General features: G+C 55.1%; 21 protein-coding genes. 13 read left to right on the forward strand and 8 right to left on the reverse strand.

Annotated features, from left to right (window positions below; translation table 11 throughout):
* Nucleotides 1-219 precede the first annotated feature (219 nt).
* Nucleotides 220-1,203: an RNA-guided endonuclease InsQ/TnpB family protein gene (locus ACGS9J_RS15940; RefSeq protein ID WP_442231837.1), complete on the forward strand. Its 984-nt coding sequence runs from the start codon at nucleotides 220-222 to the stop codon at nucleotides 1,201-1,203.
* Between the two features lie 38 nt (nucleotides 1,204-1,241).
* On the opposite strand, the gene ACGS9J_RS15945 is transcribed toward ACGS9J_RS15940, so the two are convergent.
* Nucleotides 1,242-2,105, reverse strand: a complete 864-nt coding sequence (locus ACGS9J_RS15945) for a GNAT family N-acetyltransferase (protein WP_442231838.1) — start codon at nucleotides 2,103-2,105, stop codon at nucleotides 1,242-1,244.
* 146 nt (nucleotides 2,106-2,251) lie between these two features.
* Here ACGS9J_RS15945 and ACGS9J_RS15950 point away from each other — a divergent pair, with 146 nt between their 5' ends.
* From ACGS9J_RS15950 to ACGS9J_RS15970, 5 genes are all read left to right on the forward strand, one after another.
* Nucleotides 2,252-2,485, forward strand: a complete 234-nt coding sequence (locus ACGS9J_RS15950) for a type II toxin-antitoxin system Phd/YefM family antitoxin (RefSeq protein ID WP_442231839.1) — start codon at nucleotides 2,252-2,254, stop codon at nucleotides 2,483-2,485.
* A 22-nt stretch (nucleotides 2,486-2,507) separates the two neighbouring features.
* Entirely contained in the window at nucleotides 2,508-2,840 is a 333-nt protein-coding gene (locus tag ACGS9J_RS15955) for a type II toxin-antitoxin system RelE/ParE family toxin (protein WP_442231840.1), read from the forward strand.
* 229 nt (nucleotides 2,841-3,069) lie between these two features.
* Nucleotides 3,070-3,900, forward strand: coding sequence for a mannosyl-3-phosphoglycerate phosphatase-related protein (locus ACGS9J_RS15960; RefSeq protein WP_442231841.1), 831 nt, complete (start codon nucleotides 3,070-3,072; stop codon nucleotides 3,898-3,900).
* Complete coding sequence (locus ACGS9J_RS15965; protein WP_442231842.1) at nucleotides 3,893-5,107, forward strand: glycosyl transferase; 1,215 nt, start codon at nucleotides 3,893-3,895, stop codon at nucleotides 5,105-5,107. Before ACGS9J_RS15960 ends, ACGS9J_RS15965 begins: the two co-directional genes overlap by 8 nt.
* 124 nt (nucleotides 5,108-5,231) lie before the next feature.
* Complete coding sequence (locus tag ACGS9J_RS15970; protein WP_442231843.1) at nucleotides 5,232-6,428, forward strand: multidrug efflux MFS transporter; 1,197 nt, start codon at nucleotides 5,232-5,234, stop codon at nucleotides 6,426-6,428.
* 31 nt (nucleotides 6,429-6,459) lie between these two features.
* Here the strand turns inward: ACGS9J_RS15970 and ACGS9J_RS15975 are convergent, their stop codons facing one another.
* From ACGS9J_RS15975 to ACGS9J_RS15990, 4 genes are all read right to left on the reverse strand, one after another.
* Nucleotides 6,460-6,948 (reverse strand): nuclear transport factor 2 family protein, encoded by a 489-nt coding sequence (locus ACGS9J_RS15975; protein WP_442231844.1) that lies wholly within the window; start codon nucleotides 6,946-6,948, stop codon nucleotides 6,460-6,462.
* A 10-nt stretch (nucleotides 6,949-6,958) separates the two neighbouring features.
* On the reverse strand, nucleotides 6,959-7,408 hold the full coding sequence (locus tag ACGS9J_RS15980; protein ID WP_442231845.1) for a MoaF-related domain-containing protein: 450 nt from the start codon (nucleotides 7,406-7,408) through the stop codon (nucleotides 6,959-6,961).
* Between the two features lie 319 nt (nucleotides 7,409-7,727).
* Nucleotides 7,728-8,165 carry a glyoxalase gene (locus tag ACGS9J_RS15985; RefSeq protein ID WP_442231846.1) on the reverse strand — a complete coding sequence of 146 codons (438 nt, stop codon included), beginning with the start codon at nucleotides 8,163-8,165 and terminating at the stop codon, nucleotides 7,728-7,730.
* Between the two features lie 17 nt (nucleotides 8,166-8,182).
* On the reverse strand, nucleotides 8,183-9,052 hold the full coding sequence (locus ACGS9J_RS15990; protein WP_442231847.1) for a helix-turn-helix transcriptional regulator: 870 nt from the start codon (nucleotides 9,050-9,052) through the stop codon (nucleotides 8,183-8,185).
* 177 nt (nucleotides 9,053-9,229) lie between these two features.
* On the opposite strand from ACGS9J_RS15990, the gene ACGS9J_RS15995 reads away from it, so the two are divergent.
* Nucleotides 9,230-10,135 carry a DMT family transporter gene (locus ACGS9J_RS15995; RefSeq protein ID WP_442231848.1) on the forward strand — a complete coding sequence of 302 codons (906 nt, stop codon included), beginning with the start codon at nucleotides 9,230-9,232 and terminating at the stop codon, nucleotides 10,133-10,135.
* 149 nt (nucleotides 10,136-10,284) lie between these two features.
* Nucleotides 10,285-11,454: a pyridoxal phosphate-dependent aminotransferase gene (locus ACGS9J_RS16000; RefSeq protein WP_442231849.1), complete on the forward strand. Its 1,170-nt coding sequence runs from the start codon at nucleotides 10,285-10,287 to the stop codon at nucleotides 11,452-11,454.
* Nucleotides 11,455-11,517: 63 nt separating this feature from the next.
* Here the strand turns inward: ACGS9J_RS16000 and ACGS9J_RS16005 are convergent, their stop codons facing one another.
* Complete coding sequence (locus tag ACGS9J_RS16005) at nucleotides 11,518-12,558, reverse strand: LacI family DNA-binding transcriptional regulator (protein WP_442231850.1); 1,041 nt, start codon at nucleotides 12,556-12,558, stop codon at nucleotides 11,518-11,520.
* 140 nt (nucleotides 12,559-12,698) lie between these two features.
* On the opposite strand from ACGS9J_RS16005, the gene ACGS9J_RS16010 reads away from it, so the two are divergent.
* The 4 genes from ACGS9J_RS16010 to ACGS9J_RS16025 all read left to right on the forward strand — a co-directional run bounded on the left by ACGS9J_RS16010 (nucleotide 12,699) and on the right by ACGS9J_RS16025 (nucleotide 16,541).
* Nucleotides 12,699-13,532, forward strand: a complete 834-nt coding sequence (locus ACGS9J_RS16010) for an SDR family oxidoreductase (RefSeq protein WP_442231851.1) — start codon at nucleotides 12,699-12,701, stop codon at nucleotides 13,530-13,532.
* Between the two features lie 10 nt (nucleotides 13,533-13,542).
* Entirely contained in the window at nucleotides 13,543-14,700 is a 1,158-nt protein-coding gene (locus ACGS9J_RS16015) for a phytanoyl-CoA dioxygenase family protein (protein ID WP_442231852.1), read from the forward strand.
* Between the two features lie 84 nt (nucleotides 14,701-14,784).
* A complete protein-coding gene (locus ACGS9J_RS16020) occupies nucleotides 14,785-15,792 on the forward strand; it encodes an alpha/beta fold hydrolase (protein WP_442231853.1) in 1,008 nt (335 codons plus the stop codon).
* A 77-nt stretch (nucleotides 15,793-15,869) separates the two neighbouring features.
* Nucleotides 15,870-16,541: a dihydrofolate reductase family protein gene (locus tag ACGS9J_RS16025; protein WP_442231854.1), complete on the forward strand. Its 672-nt coding sequence runs from the start codon at nucleotides 15,870-15,872 to the stop codon at nucleotides 16,539-16,541.
* On the opposite strand, the gene ACGS9J_RS16030 is transcribed toward ACGS9J_RS16025, so the two are convergent.
* Entirely contained in the window at nucleotides 16,535-17,251 is a 717-nt protein-coding gene (locus ACGS9J_RS16030) for a 2-phosphosulfolactate phosphatase (RefSeq protein ID WP_442231855.1), read from the reverse strand. The two genes, ACGS9J_RS16025 and ACGS9J_RS16030, sit on opposite strands and share 7 nt — an antisense overlap.
* A gap of 217 nt (nucleotides 17,252-17,468) precedes the next feature.
* Nucleotides 17,469-19,079: a serralysin family metalloprotease gene (locus ACGS9J_RS16035; RefSeq protein ID WP_442231856.1), complete on the reverse strand. Its 1,611-nt coding sequence runs from the start codon at nucleotides 19,077-19,079 to the stop codon at nucleotides 17,469-17,471.
* A 417-nt stretch (nucleotides 19,080-19,496) separates the two neighbouring features.
* Between ACGS9J_RS16035 and ACGS9J_RS16040 the strand changes: the two genes are divergently transcribed.
* Entirely contained in the window at nucleotides 19,497-19,856 is a 360-nt protein-coding gene (locus ACGS9J_RS16040) for an AprI/Inh family metalloprotease inhibitor (RefSeq protein WP_442231857.1), read from the forward strand.
* Nucleotides 19,857-19,863 lie beyond the last annotated feature (7 nt).

Genomic DNA, 19,863 nt, shown 5'->3' on the forward strand with positions numbered 1-19,863 from the left:
GGCGGACGGCGGCGCAGGAACGGCAAATCCTGCGGTTACAACAGAGTCATCAGTTGATAACTATTGCACAACATTTGGGCAATGCACTGCCGTGAAGCTTTAATTTCAATTTAATCAGTTGCACCTTATATCCCCATATTTCAGAACGGGGATATAAGGTGCGATTTTCTGACTAATATCGATTTCTGTTGTCATAGGGACCAAGGTATAATAGCGATAATGAAACGACTTCAAGCCTTCAAATTCCAGTTAAGACCAAATGGTCAGCAGGAGCGAGATATGCGGTGCTTCGCAGGGGCTTGTCGCTTCGTTTTTAACCGTGCGCTGGCACTTCAGAATGAGAACCATAAGGCTGGAAACAAGTATATTCCCTACACCAAAATGGCCTCATGGCTCATTGCGTGGAAATCCGATCCGGACACCCGATGGCTTAAAGAAGCTCCATCTCAGCCGTTGCAACAGTCGTTGAAAGACCTAGAGCGCGGCTACAAGAATTTCTTCCAGAAGCGTGCCGCATTCCCCCGATTCAAAAAGCTCGGTAAGAATAATGCATTCCGCTACCCACAAGGCGTGAAGATCGATCAAGCCAATAGTCGTTTATCGTTGCCAAAGTTGGGCTGGATCCGCTACCGCAACAGCCGCGAAATCATGGGTGAAGTGAAGAATGTTACCGTCAGCCAGTCAAGCGGTAAATGGTACGTCAGCATCCAGACTGAATACGAAGTTGCTGAACCCGCTCACAACTCATCGTCAATGGTCGGGGTAGATGCCGGAATTACGAAACTCGCAATTGAGGACTTGAAGGTCAGTAACATGTCGAAGTCGGCGAAAGGCACGACGGAACAGCCCGGACGAAACACCAGGGCTAAATCAGGCTTAAACCGTTCGATACTGGATCAGGGCTGGTATGAAATGCGTCGTCAGCTTGAGTACAAGCAGCTCTGGCAAGGTGGTCAGGTGCTGGCAGTCCCTCCGGCATATACCAGCCAGCGATGCGCATGCTGCAGTCATATAGGGAAAGAAAACCGACTGTCGCAAAGTAAATTTGCGTGTCAGGCATGTGGATATACCGCGAACGCCGATATCAACGGCGCTCGTAACATTTTAGCGGCAGGACATGCCGTTCTTGCCTGCAGAGGGATGGTGCAGTCAGACCACTCGTTGAAGCAGGAACCCACCGAGGTGAGTCAGGCTTCGGTCTGAACGCGGTAGGAATCCCGCTCCTTTTGGGCGGGAGGATGTCAAGACCAGGCTTGCGAAACCAGTGCAAAAGTCTGTGCAAGAGAATAATCCGGTCTATAAGGCGTGCCACGAACCATGATAGTGGGTGTATCCACGCAAGGCAGACCACGCTGGTTCAGCCATGGGCTAAGGCCGCTGACCAAGGGGGTATCCACCCGCACGAACTGGCCACCGCAGGGTTGGCACAGGGAGTCAATCAAGGCGATCGCGTCGGCAGGATCTGACGCCACCACCGGGCCAATCATGCTGCCATAACCAAAACGACGTCGCAGGGCAAAACCGACGGCAATCCCCTGCCGCTCCAGCACCAGCGCCTGCCCGGCACTAGCCAGTAACTCTACCAACAGCGGTTGACGCTGCATGCCACTGGCAAGCAAATCCAGCTCACTAAGTAAGCCAATATCCGCAGGCAAAGCCGGACGAAGACTTAGCCCGTTTGGCAACGGTGCAGCATCGCGTAGCGGCAACTCCCGGCATTGATGCTGCGCCAGGGTACCTTGTTCGACAAACCCCAATTGCTGATACAGCGGCTTGCCCTGATCGCTTGCCACCAATTGCAGCTGATAAGTACTCAATGGTGCCATCAACTGCTGCATCATTGCCCTAGCGATGCCTTGCCCTCGGTGCTGCTCGGCGACAATCACCAGCCCCAGCGTGGCACGGTGTTCGCCCCACAGCCAGCGTAGCGCACAGCCTGCCACCTCACCGCTGGCCTCGGCAATTACGCCGCCCCCCAATGACCATGACTGCTGCCAATCTTCCAGCCGATGCGGCCACTGCGCCTGTTGCGATAGCCGATAGGCGGCCGGCAGATCCGTTTCGACCATAGGGCGCAGGTTAATGGTCTGATTTTCCTGGGGCACGTTTGCCTCCTGATTCAATAAACATAGGGTCAGTGGGTGGCGAGAATCGCTCTAACACAAAGTATCAGATTTGGTTCTGTCTGGCGCATTGCTTGTGGTCTTAATATGGACTAAATTTGACACATTCGTTCAGCGAGGAGACCGATATGAAAGTTGAAACCATTAGCTATGTAAAGAAACACGCCGCCGCACTCGATTTGTCTGAACCTATTTTGGTGACGCAAAATGGCACTCCGGCTTATGTGATCGAGTCTTATAAAGAGCGCAAGCAACGGGATGACGCTATTGCCCTGCTTAAATTGCTAACGCTGTCTGAAAAAGACAAAAAAGAAGGGAAAGTTTATACCCGCGACCAGTTACTGGCTGATATAGATAACTAATGCGGTAAAAAGGAGATGTCGCATGAAGGAACAGCTTAATATTGAGTATACCGCAACAGCAAAAAGCACTCTGGTCGAGATTATCCGTCATCTTAAAACCAATAATGTCCCTCCGATGCCTGTCGTGGGCGAGATCATCAACGCGTTTGAAGCAAGGGTAAGTCAGTTTTCAACCGGTTGTCAGATATGCCCTGAACTTTTAAAGATTGGCTGTGATAAGTACCGTGAATGTAATACGGTAAATGGCTATCGCGTCATCTACTCGCTGGAAGATTCACTCATTACCGTGCACGCTTTTCTTGCACAAAAGCAGGATATTCAGCAAATATTATTCAATCGACTGATTGCCCCCTAAGCCCTCCGCAAATCTGTTACCTCCTCATTTTGCCATGTAAAACCAAAGGCTCCCTGCCATTTTCATTGGTCGAAACTTGCGCCCTCGCCGATAACCCGTTAGGGTTAATTGTGACTTGCATCACACTTTAACACCCCGCACGGTGCCCATATCGCACTGGCCTATCTGGTTAAAAACAAAGTAATCCGCCTATTTATCAGCAAATTGTGCACGATAGAATGGAGATGAAATGCTGAAACTGAGCCCCAACCTGTTAATTTTCACCGATCTGGACGGTTCGCTGCTGGATCATCACAGTTACCGCTGGCACGCGGCACAACCCTGGCTGGATCGTCTGGCGCGAATGCAGATACCGCTGATTATCGCCACCAGCAAAACCGCCGCCGAAGTCAGCACGTGGCAGCAGCAATTGGGGCTGAGCCACTGGCCCTTTATCGCCGAAAATGGCGCGCAAATTGTCTTCCCCGCAGGCTGGCGTCACCCACCCGACTCCCCGTCGCAAAACCTGGGCATGGATTACCCCAACCTGACGGCAACCTTGCGGGAGCTGCGCCGCCAGACCGGTTTCGCCTTTCAGGGGTTTGCCGACGTGGATGACGCGACGGTAGCGCAATGGACCGGATTAACCTTGAAGCAAGCGCACCAGGCACGACTGCGTGCAGGCTCCGAACCGCTGCTGTGGGGCGGGACCGACGCACAGCGGGATCACTTCTGCACGCTGCTGGCCCAGCATGATCTGCATCTGGTTCAGGGCGGCCGTTTTTATCACGTGATCAGCCGTCAGACCAGCAAGGGCCACGCCGCACGCTGGCTGGCCGCGCACTTTCAATTAAGCCGAAGCTGCCCGCTAACCACCCTCAGCCTGGGCGATGGCCCTAACGATCTCTCGCTACTGCACGCCAGCGACCTGGCGGTGTTGATCCGCGGCCAACAAGCCAAACCGCTCGACTTACCGGCTGACTTTTCCGGCCGACTGTACCGCACGCAGCAACAGGGCCCGCAAGGCTGGAGCGAAGGGTTGGACCATTTTCTGTTGAACGGGAGCGCCCACCATGAGTGAATTTTATCAAGACGGCATCATCACCAACTTCCACAACCTCGCCCACCGTGAATTGGCCGAGCTGGAATATGAGCTGCAGGTGTTCTCCGGCCGCAACACCATGGGGTTGATTTTGCCTTCGCTCTATTCCGAACTGGAAGGCCCCGCGCTGGACAAGATCGTCGATACGCTGGCGCAAGTGCCCTATCTGGAAGAGATTGTGATTGGCCTGGATCGCGCCAACCATCAGCAGTTCCTGCACGCCAAAAGCTTCTTTTCACGCCTGCCGCAGCGCCACCGCATCTTGTGGAATGATGGACCGCGTCTGACGGCGATTGCCGAGCAACTTAGCGCCGAAGGCCTGGCCCCCAACGAACCGGGCAAAGGGCGCAACGTGTGGTTTTGCGTCGGCTACACCCTGGCATCACGCCGCAGCAGTTGTGTGGCGCTGCATGACTGTGACATTGTCACCTATGATCGGCGCATGCTGGCACGCCTGCTGTATCCGGTAGCCAATCCGCAGTTTCATTATGACTTCTGCAAGGGCTATTACGCCCGGGTAGCCGACGGCAAGCTGAACGGCCGTGTGGGGCGCCTGCTGGTGTTTCCGCTGCTGAAATCGTTGCAAAAAGTCTACGGCAACTCGGATTTTCTCGACTATCTGCGCAGCTATCGCTACCCGCTTTCCGGCGAGTTCGCCATGCGCACCCATATTCTCAACAACCTGCGCATTCCCAGCGATTGGGGGCTGGAGATCGGCGTGTTGTCGGAGATCCACCGCAACACCGCCACCAACCGCATCTGCCAGGTGGACATTGCCGACCATTACGACCACAAGCATCAACCGATGTCGGAGGATGATCCACACACCGGGTTGCAACGCATGGCAAGCGACATCACCAAGGCGCTGTACCGTAAGCTGGCGATCCAGGGGGTGCCGATTACCAACGATTCTTTCCGTGTGCTGCGCGCCACTTATTACCGCACCGCGCTGGATATGATCGACGCCTTCGAACACGACGCCAAAATGAACGGACTGGGCTTTGATCGCCACAGCGAGGAATCGGCGGTCGAGCTCTTTTCCCGGGTTATTTCGCAGGCGGGCCATGCCTTTAGCGAAAACCCCGGCGACAAACCCTTTGTGCCCAGTTGGAACCGCGTGCAGTCCGCCTTTCCGGACATTCTGCAGCGGCTGTATGACGCCGTGGAACAGGACAATCAGCAGTAACTCTCCCCGCCGCCCGGCGGGTTTTACTTTTGCTCACTTATTTGATCCGGCAACACCTGATAACCGGTGTTATTATTATCTTGCTCAATAATTCCCTCCTAATTCAAAGTGGTACGACAAGCTGATGGAAGCGTGGAAACTCAATCTGATTTCGGTCTGGCTCGGCTGTTTCTTCACCGGGCTGGCAATGAGCCAAATCCTCCCTTTTCTGCCGCTGTACGTCGAACAGCTCGGCGTTAGTGGCCATCAGTCGCTCAGCATTTGGTCCGGCCTGGTGTTCAGCGGCACCTTTTTGGTGTCCGCACTGGTGTCACCGCTGTGGGGCAGCCTGGCGGACCGCAAAGGCCGCAAACTAATGCTGTTGCGAGCCTCACTGGGCATGGCAATCGTCATTGCGCTGCAAGGCATGGTCACCAATGTTTATCAGCTGTTTGCGCTACGCGCGTTGATGGGCCTGACCTCCGGCTATATTCCCAATGCGATGGCGCTGGTTGCCTCACAGGTGCCGCGCGATAAAAGCGGCTGGGCACTGGGCACCTTGTCTACCGGCCAGATTTCCGGGGTGATTGCCGGTCCGCTGCTCGGCGGGCTGATGGCCGACCATTTGGGCCTGCGCGTCGTGTTTTTCGTTACCGCAGGGCTGATGTTCGTCAGTTTCCTGATCACTTTGTTCCTGATAAAAGAACGTCGTATCGAGGTAAAAAAAGCCGATCGATTGAGCGGTAAGGCTGTCTTCCAGTCGCTGCCCTATCCCACGCTGATTGTGACTCTGTTCATCAGCACCCTGATGATCCAATTAGCCAATTCCTCCATCAGCCCGATACTGACGCTGTTTATCAAGGATTTGTCCGGTGATAGCGGCAACATTGCCTTTATTAGCGGCATGATCGCCGCCGTACCTGGCGTTGCCGCGTTGATCTCCGCCCCGCGCCTCGGCCGGTTGGGTGACCGTATCGGCACCGCACGCATTCTGCTGGCGGCATTGGGGCTCACTACCGTGCTGTTCGCCATCATGGCCTGGGTGGAAACACCGCTTCAGTTGGGGATCCTGCGTTTTCTGCTGGGGTTTGCCGATGGCGCCCTGATGCCCGCGGTGCAGACACTGTTACTAAAATACTCTTCCGATCAGGTCACCGGCCGCATCTTTGGCTATAACCAGTCGTTTATGTATCTCGGCAACGTGGTAGGCCCGTTGATTGGCTCCGGGGTTTCGGCGCTGATGGGCTTCCGTTGGGTGTTTGCCGTCACGGCGGTGCTGGTGCTGATCAACTGTCTGCAGATACGCAGCCAGTTCAAGCAGGTCGAGGGTGGTCGCAAATGAATGACGGGGCTGCTCCAGCAGCCCCGCAGCGTTAGAACATGGTGTTGCCGTTGACCGATTTCTCCGGCACTTCCTGATTGACGTCCCAGTGTTCGGTGATTTTTCCCTGATTGTTCACCCGGTAAATATCTACGCTGGCGGTACCGCGATCTTGCGGGTTGTTTTTATACCCTACGTGAACAAATACCAGATCGCCGCTGACCGCACTGCGGTATATTTTCGCACTGAATTGCGGATTCTCTTTAAAATTCTGGCTGAAGAAATCCAGGAAGGGCTTAATTCCGTCGCCGACAAACGGATTATGCTGCTTGTAGTTTTCCACAATCAACCGTTGTGCCACGCTGACATCATGCTTATTAAAGAAACCCGCGTACAGTTCTTCAACCACTTTTAATTTCTTCTGATCGTGCAGATGTTTATTTCCGGCAATTTTAAGCGGTTCGTTATTTTCAACTGCCAATGCGGGGTAATGGGCCAGCATGCTGCCGAGAATAACCCACGGGATAAATACCTTTTTCATTACGACTCCTTTATTTTCCAGAATGACCGACGATTTTCAACTGCCCTTTCAGATGGGTGAACGTCCCGTCCTTGCCGGCGATATTGGTGTATACCTCGCCGCGCTGGAAATCCTCGACATGGGTAACATTGTCGCCAGACTTAGGCTCGCTCCAGTAAACCATATAGACCCCGGAACGTATCTCTACCGCCGTATATTGAACGGTGTCGGTCACTCCCTGTGAGGCCTCGCCAATACCGATGAAAGTCATGGTTTTGTCATCGATAAAATCCAGCTTGAAAGCGAAGTCGCCAAACGTGACCTGCACCACTTTTCCGACGGCAATAAACTGCGAATTATTTCGCTGTGGCACAGCCTCCTTATTGGATATCGTGACATTCTCAGCCATTGCCGCAGGTAATATCATCGTCATTCCCAGGGATATTAATCCTACCTTCCCTACCCTTGTTAATTGACTCATAGTTCCCTCTCCCTCTCCGTGGTTGAAAACGAGAATCATTATTATTTTAGTACGGGGATGGGAATATAAGAATTATCTCTATTTGATTATCCTGGCCCCGTCATTATGAGCGCACGACGTTAATTCAAGTGGTAAACACAAGGAAATAACGAACGGTAGGGTCTGTTTTTATCTTAATAACAGGAATTACCATAGTGAATCAAAGAACAGTTCGGAAGAGATAAGCTTATTAATTGATGTTTTGAATAAGCTAATAATAAAGACGTCTAAAAAATAATATACTCCCCCACCAGCGGCGAGGGAGTTCAGCACACGCCAGTTAATCACGCAGCCAAGGGGTAAAGGTGACGCCAATCAACAGCCCTTCCGGGCTGAGCAACCGGGTGACGCTCTGGCCCCACGGCTCTTCGCGGTTGGCAATCAACAGGCGGTAGCCGCGGTCAATCAGCCCCTGGGTAGCCAGCGCCATATCGGCGACGTCAAACTCCATCCAGGCCTGGGGTATCGGCAGGTCAGCCGGCCATTGATCGCTGCCGAAACACGACTGCGCAGCCTGCGCCAGCGGCCACAGGGCAAAGTGTTTTACCCCCTCCAGCGCACCATGTTCGCTCAACAGATAATCGGCATTGCCTTCCATCGGCTTCAACGGCAGCCCCAGAGTTTCGACATAAAACGCCTTGCTGTGCTCTGTTTGTTGGGTAATAGGCCCAAATCCGGCGACAAACAACACGCCAAGTCCTGCGAACTGCTGTTCCATGTTCTCTCCTGTTGCGGTTAACGCCCCTGACGCATCTGCGTTGGGGAAAAGCCATAGGCTGCTTTGAAGCGGTTGCTGAAATGGCTGGCGGAGCTGAAACCGCACTCCAGCGCAATCTGCGTCAGCGGCAGTTGACTGTGGCGCAGCAGTTTTTCCGCCTGCTGCAGCCGAGCGCGCATCACAAACTGGTGCGGTGCCAGGCCGGTATCATGCTTGAACATACGAGCGAAATGGAACTCGCTCAGCCCGGCCTGCGCCGCCAGATCGGCCAGCAGCAGCGGCAGGTCCAGATGGTGCTCGATATACTCTTTCACCCGCTTGGCCACGGCCGGTGCCAGACCGCCGCGCAGCTGCGGCAATCTCCATTGCAATTGGCTGTAGCGCTGAACCAGATAGGTCATCAACAGCGTAGTGGCACTGCTGAGAGCCAGTTGATTGGCCCGTTCCTGCCAATTGCAGCTGAGTAAAAACTGGCGGTACAGCAAGGTGATTTGCCGGTCTTCGGCAAAGGCGTTGGGCACCAGGTTTATCGACGCCGGGCTGCGATCCCAGATTTGTTCCGCCACCTGACGCAGGTGCCGATCGGTACAGTAAAGGTGGACAAAAGACAGATCGCTGCGCACGTCCCAGGTGGATTCAAATTGACGCGGCATAATGCAGAAACGGTCCGGGCCACCGCCGTTTTTCCAACCGCCGGGCACTTTTTGATAGCACTCGTAACCGTCGGCAACATACAGGCTCAGGGTATGGTGGTCGGCGCTTTCCTGAGTAACACGGTCGTTGCAGTTGGACCAGGCGGCCAGCTCCACGCCGGAACCCAATTGCACGCTGTTGTGCAACCGCGCTTTATGTTCCCGCAGCGTTTCAAATGCCTTGTATCTGGACATCACCGACCCCGTTTTTTTCACTCCCCTCAGTGTAGAGAGTGGTGCTGCGCCATACCAGCCGTCGGCACGCCCTTTCGCCAAAAAAAGCGCAAGAATATGCAATTGTTCGCAAAGCGCTGAAAGCGCGATGGCGGGCCACGGCGGATACTGAGCCCATCTATTTTGCCGGAGTTTATTATGAACGCGTTGTTGTACCTTGCCGTGGTGCTGATTTGGGGCACCACCTGGATTGCCATTACCCTGCAGCAACAGGGGCCGGTGGCCATTCCCGTTTCCATCAGTTACCGTTTTGTGGTTTCCGCCGCGGTGATGTTCGTCATTCTCTTGCTGGCTCGCCGCCTGCGCCGCATCGCACCGCGCGACCATCTGTTCTGCATCCTGCAAGGTTGCTGCGTGTTCGGTTTTAATTTCTACTGTTTTTACCACGCTGCCGCCTATATCAGCAGCGGGTTGGAGTCAGTGATTTTCTCGATGGCGGTGCTGTTCAACGCGGTTAACGGCATGATCTTCTTTCGCCAGCGCCCCAGCCCGAACCTGCTGCCGGCGGCGGTGTTGGGCCTGAGCGGGATCGTCGCGCTGTTCTGGCAAGATCTGGTGGCTACGCAAATGGCACCGGAGCTGTTGAAAGGCATCGGGCTGAGCGCACTCGGCACCTACGGTTTCTCTCTGGGCAATATGATCAGCGCCCGTCACCAGCGACACGGGCTGGACATTCTTTCCACCAATACCTATGCCATGAGTTACGGCGCAATCCTGATGGCGCTGATTGCCCTGGCCCAGGGCGCGTCATTCCAGATGGAGTTCAGCACCCGCTATATCGGCTCGTTGCTGTATCTGGCGATTTTCGGTTCGGTGATTGCCTTTGCGGCCTATTTCAGCCTGTTGGGGCGGATCGGCGCCGGGGCGGCGGCCTACAGCACCCTGCTGTTCCCGCTGGTGGCGTTGACCATTTCAACCCTGTATGAAGGCTATCAGTGGCACAGCAATGCGGTGATTGGCCTGTGCCTGATCCTGCTCGGCAACCTGGTGATGTTTACCCCACCCGGCAGGTTGACTGGGTTGTGGCGACGCCCGGCGGCATAACGAAGACGGCATCATGGTGCAGTTGCCTACTCACCATGGTGCAATATAATGCACCCATTTATTTTAACTCATTAAAATCAATAAATTAAAAGTTGGCATGTTTTCTGCCTTGTTTTCTTGGCAACTTAATCAACAAGGAGAACAAACACATGCAAGAAAGCGATACCTTAAACGTTAAGCGTAGACAACTGTTAAAACTCTCTGGGGCCCTGGCTGGCGGCATTGCACTGGCGGGGTTGAACCGCAGCGCATTGGCAGACGCTACGTCAGGCAACACCCCCTTCGTCGCGCCAACTGCAGAACATCCAATCCGCATCAATTTCAACGAAAATCCTCTCGGCATGTCGCCAAAAGCGCAGGCCGCGGCGCGTGATGCGGTGGTGAAAGCCAACCGCTATGCCAAAGATGAAATTATCGCTCTGCGCAACAAGCTGGCCAGTCAATATCAGGTACCGGAAACGGCGATTCTATTGACGGCTGGCTCATCCGAAGGGATACGTGCGACGGTAGAGGCTTACGCCACGCTCGATACTCAGTTGGTGATCCCTGAGCTGACTTATGGCGACGGCGAGCATTTCGCCAAAATCGCCGGGATGAAAATCACCAAAGTACCGATGCTCGATGGATGGCAGTTCGACATTGATGGGCTGAAGAAGGCGGTGGCAAACTACGACGGGCCTTCCCTGGTATATCTGGTCAACCCGAATAACCCTACCGCCACTATCACGCCGGCTGATTTGATCGAACCCTGGATCGCCGCCAAACCGGTCAATACTGTGTTTATTGTTGACGAGGCTTACGCCGAGTTCGTCAATGATCCGCGCTTTCGTTCTGTCGGCCCGTTGTTTAAGCAAGGTGTGGATAACGTAATCCTGCTAAAGACCTTTTCAAAAATCTTCGCTATGGCAGGCATGCGCGTTGGCTATGCCGTCGCGCATCCGACGATTATCGCCCGCCTGACCAACCATGTTGCCGGCGAGAAAATTAACTTCTGCGGCGTCGATGCCGCCCTAGCCTCGCTGGACGATCAGGCATTCATTACCTACAGCAAGAAAAGTAACGATACCTCGCGCCAAATCCTGTTAGATGCGTTGAAGGCACTGAACATTCCCTATCTCCCCTCTGAGGGAAATTTCGTGTTTCACCAGCTCAGCGTACCGCTAAACACGTACCAGCAGCACATGAAAGAGGCTGGCGTATTGATTGGCCGCGCCTTCCCCCCTGCGGATACCTGGTGCCGCATCTCCCTGGGAACCCCACAAGAGATGACGTTCGTCGCCAAAACACTGCATGAGTTCCGCGCCAAGGGTTGGGTGTAGTTACCCTATTGCGTTTTTCTTCCGCCACCGGTTCGCCGGTGGTAATACTTCCACCTCCCTGTTTTAAACACCAGTGGTAGGTTCGTCGGCCATCCCGAGATTAAACGGCGTAACCACGCTAATTCTAGAAAAGGCATGCGTGGCGATAGGGCCGGGAACAAACCCGTGGTATTGCAAAATGCCCTGGAAGGCATTGCGCGCATCCCGTTGCAAATCGTGATCGATCACCGCATCGATTCGCTCTTGCGCCAACAGTTGGCGATTCTCCTGATCCAAATCGTGGCCGATAAACGCCGCCAGTGGCCGTTGCTGTCGGTTGAAGGCCTCAACAATGGCAGAGTTGCCACCGCCGACGCTGTACACCGCGTGAATATCCGGGTGACAGCGCAACGTTTCCATCACGCGCGCCAGCGTAGGAGCATGGACCCCCAGCCCACCGCTGATGTCCACCACGCTGAGGTGCGGCGCCCTTTCCCGTAGCCATTGACGAAAACCACTCTCTCTTTCTTCCTCGCCGCGAAACCCCTGGCTGCTGATCACCACCGCCACCCGCTGCGGCTGCGGCGGCAACCAGCGCGCCAACAGATAAGCCGCAGTGCGACCGGCGGCACGGTTATCCATGCCGATATAGCTGATGCGCCGACTTTGCGGCAGATCGGTGACTATCGTCACCACCGGTATTCCCTGATGCTGCAACAAATCGACGCTGTCATTGAGCAATTGCTCGTCGCTGACCTTCAGGATCACGCCGTAGGAACCCTGGCTGCGGCAGCGCTCCAGCACCTGCTGCAGTTCGCCGGTGCTGATCTGTTCAAAAATATGAAAACGCAGCGTAATGCGGAACGGCACAAAGGCCCCGAGCTGGCTGCACAGCGCTTGCGTAACCAGTTGGCTGAAGCGCTGTGGCGTATGCATCACCACGTCAATCGGTAGCGTGCGGCCGCTGGCCAAGACGCTGCGCTGTTGGTTTTCCAGATCCTGCAGCGCTTGCTCAATACGCCGCAGCGTTTGTTGATGCACCTTGCCGCGCTGATGCAGTGCGCGATCGACCGTTGCCTTGCTGACACCCGCCTGCGCGGCAATTTGTTTGAGAGAGAATTTCATAGCGTCGCCAAATTGAGGTCTTTTTGAGGTTTCAGTGAGGTGTTGTTAACAAAATGTAGATGCTAGGGTTACCGATAGCAAGATGAAGATAAAAACAACTGTTTGATTTTTAATATCAAAAATTATCTGAGGCTGACGCAATGCACGAGAATGTAAACACTATGTTTTCCGGCAATTATTACGTGGTAACAGGGGCGACCCAAGGTTTGGGCGCGGCGGTGGCGCAACTGCTGGCGGAGCGCGGGGCCGCCGGTCTGATGCTGTGCGGCCGCAATCAGAAAGCGGGAGCCGCACAGGCAGAGAAGCTGCGCGCAACCGGCTGTGACGCCCGATTTATCGCCGCTGACATTGCCGATCCGGCTGCCTGCCGCAACGTCATCGCCGAAGCGGAGAACAGTTTCGGTACCCTGCACGGGTTGGTTAACTGCGCCGGTATGTCCGACCGCGGCACCATAATCGACACCTCGCCCGAACTGTTTGACGCCATTTTCGCCGTCAATATTCGTGCGCCCTTCTTCCTGATGCAGGAAGCCATCAAGGTGATGATCAAACACCAGGTGGCCGGTGCCATCGTCAACATCATCACCATTACTGCACACGGCGGTCAGTCGTTTCTGGCCCCTTATGCCGCGTCGAAAGGCGCACTGATCACCCTGACCAAGAACGTCGCCTTTAGCGCCATGCGCAACCGCATCCGGGTTAACGGCCTGAACATCGGCTGGATGGATACGCCGCATGAGCATGAGATCCAACGCCAGTATCATGACGCCGACGAGGACTGGCTGGCGCAGGCAGAGCGGCAACAGCCGTTTGGACGCTTGTTGAAACCACGGGAAGTGGCACGCGCGGTGGCCTTCCTGCTGTCTGAAGAGTCCGGGATGATGACCGGTGCCATTGTCGACTTCGACCAGGGAGTGATCGGCTGCGGCGACGGCGGCTCCCCCAAACCTGACCACCCTCTGAGCCTGAGCTAGGGAGCGCATCATGACTGAAACTTTGTTTTTACATCCGGATCAGCTTTCAGTGAATGACTTTAGTCTGTTATGTGAGCAGTCACTCACATTGAGTCAATATCCGCTTGCCGCCGAGGCACAGAAAAACGTGCTGATTTATCACGCCGCCACGCTGCTGGAGTGTGCCCAAACCGATAAAACCGCAGTGCTGAGCGAGCTGCACCGGGCGCTTTCCTCCGGCCCCGGCGTGCTGGTGATTAAAAACGCCTACCCCGATAAGACGGTGATAGAGCGCCATAACCGGGTTTTCGACGCCATTTTCCGAGAGGAAGCCGCCAGGGGGAACGCCGGCGATCACTTTTCTGCCGCCGGTAACAATGGCCGCATCTGGAATTCGCTGCAAAAGGCCGCCCAACAGGATCCCGAATCCTTTATCGACTACTACGCCAACCCGACGCTGGCGCTGGTCAGTGAGGCCTGGCTCGGTCCCTGGTATCAAATGACCGCGCAGGTCAACGTAGTGCGGCCTGGGGGAAAAGCGCAGCAGCCGCACCGTGATTACCACCTGGGATTCCAGGAAAATCACGACGTGCAGCGTTTTCCGCTGCCGCTGCAACTGTTGTCACAGTACCTGACGTTGCAAGGCGCGGTGGCGCATTCAGCGATGCCGCTGGAGTCCGGCCCGACTCAGTTACTGCCGTTCTCTCATCAGTATCCGGGCGGTTATCTGGCCTGGCGTCGGCCGGAGTTTATCGACTATTTCCAGCAACATGCCGTGCAATTGCCGCTGGAACAGGGAGATACGCTGTTCTTTAACCCGGCGCTGTTCCATGCCGCCGGCAATAATGTCACCCACGACCATGTCCGTATCGCCAATCTGCTGCAAGTTTCGTCGGCATTCGGCAAACCGATGGAAACCGTCAACCGCTTGCGCCTGCTGCAAGAGATCTATCCGGCGCTGCTGCGGCGCTATCAAGCCGCAGAACTGCAAGGTGCAGAGCTGGCGGCAACCATTGCGGCAGCTGCGGACGGTTACTCTTTCCCCACCAATCTGGACAGTGACCCACCGCTGGCTGGTCTGGCTCCGCAGACTCAGCAGCAATTGCTGATGCAGGCGCTGCAAGATGGCTGGAGCGCCCAGCAATTCAATCAACAGCTTGAGCGTCAGCAGCAGTTACGCAGCGCCTAATCCCCTCCGGCCTGCTTTTCATCGAGGAGGCCGGGCCTTTGCGGCTATACTCAGACTCTTGCCGATTTTTACAAGGACATCAGGATGCTGAGATTGACCCGTCATATACTGTTCCCCCTCGCCCTCACCGCCTTTACCGCCACCGCAGCAACCGACACGCCGAAATACGGCCAGGAGCTGCAAGGGTTCCATTACCCTTACCCACTGCAGCAATTCAGCTTCAGCTCTCAGGGCCAGCCGTTGAGTATGGGTTACATGGACGTGCCGCCAGAGGGTGACGCCAACGGGCACACGGCGGTGCTGATGCACGGCAAAAATTTCTGCGCCGCCACCTGGCAGGACACCATCAAGGCGTTGAGCAAGGCCGGTTATCGGGTGATCGCCCCCGATCAAATCGGTTTTTGCAGCTCCACCAAACCGCCACACTACCAATACAGTTTTCAGCAGTTGGCGCAAAATACCCACGCACTGTTGAATAACCTGAAAATCGATAAAGCGGTGATCGTCGGTCATTCCACCGGCGGCATGCTGGCCACCCGCTATAGCCTGATGTATCCGCAGGCGGTGGAACGGCTGGTGATGGTCAATCCGATTGGGCTGGAAGACTGGAAGGCCAAGGGCGTGCCGTGGCGCAGTGTCGATCAGTGGTTCGATCGCGAACTGAAAACCTCCGCCGCCGGTATTCGCCAATATGAATTGCAGACCTATTATGTCGGTCGCTGGAAGCCGGAATATGACCGTTGGGTCGATATGTTGGCCGGGCTGAACAACGGGCCGGGCCATCGCCTGGTGGCCTGGAACTCGGCGCTGATTTACGACATGATTTTCACCCAACCGGTGTACTACGAGTTTAAGGATCTGCAAACGCCGACCACCTTGATGATCGGCACCGCCGACACCACCGCCATCGGCAGTGACATCGCCCCTCCTGCGGTCAAGGCCAGGCTAGGCCACTATAATGTGCTGGGCAAACAGGTGGCGAAAATGATCCCGCATGCCAGTCTGATCGAATTTCCGGGTCTGGGCCATGCACCGCAAATGGAAGAGCCTGAGCGGTTTAACCAGGCGCTGATCAAGGCATTGCGCCCCTAAACGCCGACGGCTGGATCTGTCGCTCGCCACTGCCTAAACTTTGCGCTACAGACAGCGACAACAGCGGAGATGAGACTATGCGACAGATCATTGTCGGCGCGTTTATCAGCCTGGACGGCGTCATGCAGGCCCCCGGCGGGCCGGAAGAAGACAGGACGGGCGGTTTTCAGTTCGGCGGCTGGACGGTGCCCTATTGGGATGACAGCATCGCCGCAGCCATGGGCGAGACCTTTTCCCAGTCTTTCGATCTCCTGCTGGGGCGCAAGACTTATGATATTTTCGCTGCACATTGGCCGCGTATCGAAACCGATCCCGACGCAGAAGGTTTCGAAAAGCTCAATGCGGAAATCGCCACTACCTTTAATCGGGCGACCAAATATGTCGCTACCCACCGGGGCGAGACGCTGACGTGGGAAAACAGCCAGTGGCTGAGCCAGGATGTCGCGGCGCGCTTGCGAGAGATAAAAGCCGGTCCGGGCCCCGATTTGGTGGTTCAGGGCAGCACCGAGTTAATCCAACTGCTGCTGGCCGAAGATCTGGTGGACGAACTGCGCCTGCTGACCTATCCGCTGGTGCTCGGCGGCGGCAAACGCCTGTTCGGTGACGGTGCCACACCCGCCGCATTCAAGCTGACCAAATCGGTTGTTTCGCCCAGCGGGGTGATTGTCGCCCACTACCAACGCGCCGGTGACATCACCACCGGCTCTTTTGCGCTGGAGGCCAGTGAAGCCAGTGACGTTGATCAGTAAATGAAATGGTCGTCCTGCAGTCGACAGGCTTTGTCATCAGCATTCATTGCCAGACAGAGTTCAACGTCGGCGGCGAACCCTCGCTCAATCAACTCATGAGCTGAGCTGCATTGACGTAATACAGCCAGGGGCAACGTTTGAAAAATCGCTGCCGCTGTCTGTGCTTCAGATGATAGATTTCTCTCTAAAAGGTGGGCAATGATCCCTCCCGCCGCGAGCCAATCCTCAAGTGCCGGTCTCAAACTGCCATCCGGCCATTTCTCGCCGCAGGGCACCACCAGAATACGCTGATATCCCGCGCAAGCGACGGCCGTCGCCTCAAGGTTACGTAAACACCCGCAAAAAACGGCAGCTCCGGAATCTCTTGCCTTAAAAGCCAATGCTGAACCATTTGGAGATGGCAGTACCAATTGGGTATCCTGCGGGATCCCAAGCAGCGAAGCCGGTGACAGAGAATATTGTTCGTTGTCAAAACGTCGGGTGGCGCTAGCGGTTATTGCACCTAGTCTGTCGCCATACTCAATCGCTGTGGCATCCTTCCACGGGTAGGGATAAACCTTGGCACCGCGTCCGACGGCAATGCTAACGCAAGTTGAAAATGACATCACATCAACGATGATGACGCAGTCAACATCACCTGCCATCTGCTGGATGGCGTTCTCCCCCCATTCAAGACGTACATCGAACCGAGATTGCGAAAAATACCCCATCAGTGGCTCCAGTATAAAGAAAGGGCCATGAGGCCCTTTTAGTTTGATGATAAAGTTGTCTTTGAACCCGAGATACCCGGGCCTAGCGCACCGAGGGGCGCTCCGGCGGACAAGCCGCTACGACCCCTTCGGCACGCTCTCCCTAATAACGGGCTTTGTCAGCAGTCTGAAAGGACCATGAGGCTCTTTCCCGAGTAGCGATAGACTGTTTAGTTTATCAGGCAAACAGAATATCGCTTTGCTCGACCTGGCCGACCACCTGAATTTTGAAGTCTGCCGCATAGCTGTCGTTTTGCGTATTCAGCAGTAAATCGGTGGTGCCGTTGAAGGTGTCAAAATCAAGTTTGAACTCCCCTTTTTGGCCGCTAAAGCTGCCGGCGCTGTCGATCAACCGCAGTTCGTTCAGGCTGTTATTGAAGCGCAGCCCGGAGAGGTCAATCTTGTCGATGCCGTGTTCGAAATCTTCAATCACATCGAATGCCGTGCTGGTCGACTCATTGGCATTGAGGTAAACGAAATAGTCGGTGGAGTTGTTGGCATCCTTGCCGCCCCACAGATGGTCCGCTCCCAGCCCGCCATACAACATGTCCGAACCGGCATTGCCAGCCAGCAAGTTAACCTGTTCGTTGCCGATGATCACATCGCGACCGCTGCCCCCAATGGCATTCTCGATCACCGCGTTGTTGGCAATCGACACATTCTGCGTGCCGCCGCCAACGCTGGAAAATGCGCCATCATTGAGATTGATCAGCTGCTGCTGGCTGTAGCCGGAAAAATCCAGCGTGTCATTGCCGCCCGCATCCCATACTGCAAAGTTAACCGGCTTGCCGTTATCCGCCGTTGCGGTAAGGAAATCACGCCCGGTATTGGAGTGAAACCCGTAGACCGAATCCCCGGTGCGCGTCTCCATATTGGCCCCGTACAATTTCTGCATCGCGGCGATATCGTCGATCATCGGGCCGTAACCGTTGACCCCTTTGGTGTCGGCGCCGGTGTTGTTACCGTTGAAATAGCTCATTATCGTGTATTGAACCGAATCCTGATAATACTCGGCGTCATCGAGATAAGTGGGATCCCGATCGTCGGAGGCGTCGTAATCGCCGGGGTGCAGCAACCCCAAAGCGTGACCGATTTCATGGGTGAAGGTCTGGCTGCTGAAATCCCCCGGTACCGGCGCCTGGTGCGACTGGAAACCTTTGTTAAACCAGACCGTACCGGCGTAGCTGTTATCATCCGCAGGATCAGAGGTCGCTGGATAGTACCCAAAGGCATTGTCATCCGCTGCGCTGCCATCGGCTTTCTGGGTGTAGTAAGCGAAGGTGATATCTGCCCGGTGGTTCAGACTCGTGGAGTCCGCTTCGGTAAAGGTGACGTTCGCCACGTCGGCCCAGGCCTGCATCGATTTTAACGCCTGGCTTTTAGCCGCTTCGGTCAGCGGCTCCAACCCTTTATTGGCGTTGCTATTCGTCCCGGTCCTGCCAATCAGATCCAGCGTATCCTGCGTCAGAAAGGAAAAGGTCAGATCGGCCGACTGGTGGAAAACGTTATCGCCGTTGTGCGTATAACCGCTGCGGGTCAGCTGATCGGCAGCACGCTCGGCGCTGTAATTGTCGCGGGTCTTGCCCCAGGTGGTGATCGGCCCGGTACCCCGCTGGTTGCTGTAGAGATTGGCATTATCCAGCGTCAAATAGGTGCCATAGCCCAGTCCATTGTAGGGACTGCCGGTTTGGTGGTAATAGAACTGATAGTTGGGATCATCGGGGGATGTGGCCGACTGGCCGGTAAAAGCTTCGTCATTTTGCAAAACTTCATTGTGATTGCGGCTCATTGTATTCTCCTTTACACAATAGGAATTCACTCACTTTGTCAGACTTTTCATCAAAATAACTAATAGAAGCATTCCAGCTCCGCAGCCCAGTATAGGGAATTGGTCCGGTGACGCGACCCCGCAAAATGCAATAATAAGTCGACAAATCAAATCGCATAAAATAGTTAAAACAAGCAAAAACAAAACATTGAAAAATAAAGCCCACAATAATCGAAAGACTACTCCAGCTAATTGCTCGTAATTTATACTGCCTGTCATTCATTGCCTCAGAATAAACGAGTATTAAAATCGCTTATCCTTGGCTCACTCCTCGCGCAGGATCATGCTATGGTATTAATGGATTTCAGTAAGGAGTGGCCGATGTCGAGATTTCTCTCTTTGCGCGCACTCAGGCGCGTTGCCCTGACAGGAGTTGTTATGAGCCTTATGTTAAGCAGCACCAGCTTTGCCAGTTCACTGCCCCTGCTGGCCCCCTCTGCGCTGAAGGGACACTGGCAGTTGAAGGATGTCGAAGGCAAAGCCCCGGCCTGCAACGTTGAATTAAGCGATGAACTGATCGAGGGGACCAACGCCTACCGTTTCAGCGCTTCAGAGCAGTGCTTGCAACCGTTGGCGCTCACTGAACTGCCGGTGGCCTGGCGTCCGACGCCGGACGGCATGACGCTGACCAATGCCGACGGTAGCATGGTGGCGTTTCTGGCACTGACCGCCCCCAAACACTACGCAGTGATGAACCCTGGCGGCAAGCCCCGCTTCACGCTGACGCCGCGCCAATAACCATCTT

Source organism: Serratia quinivorans (assembly GCF_052113645.1).
Lineage (GTDB): Bacteria > Pseudomonadota > Gammaproteobacteria > Enterobacterales > Enterobacteriaceae > Serratia > Serratia quinivorans_B.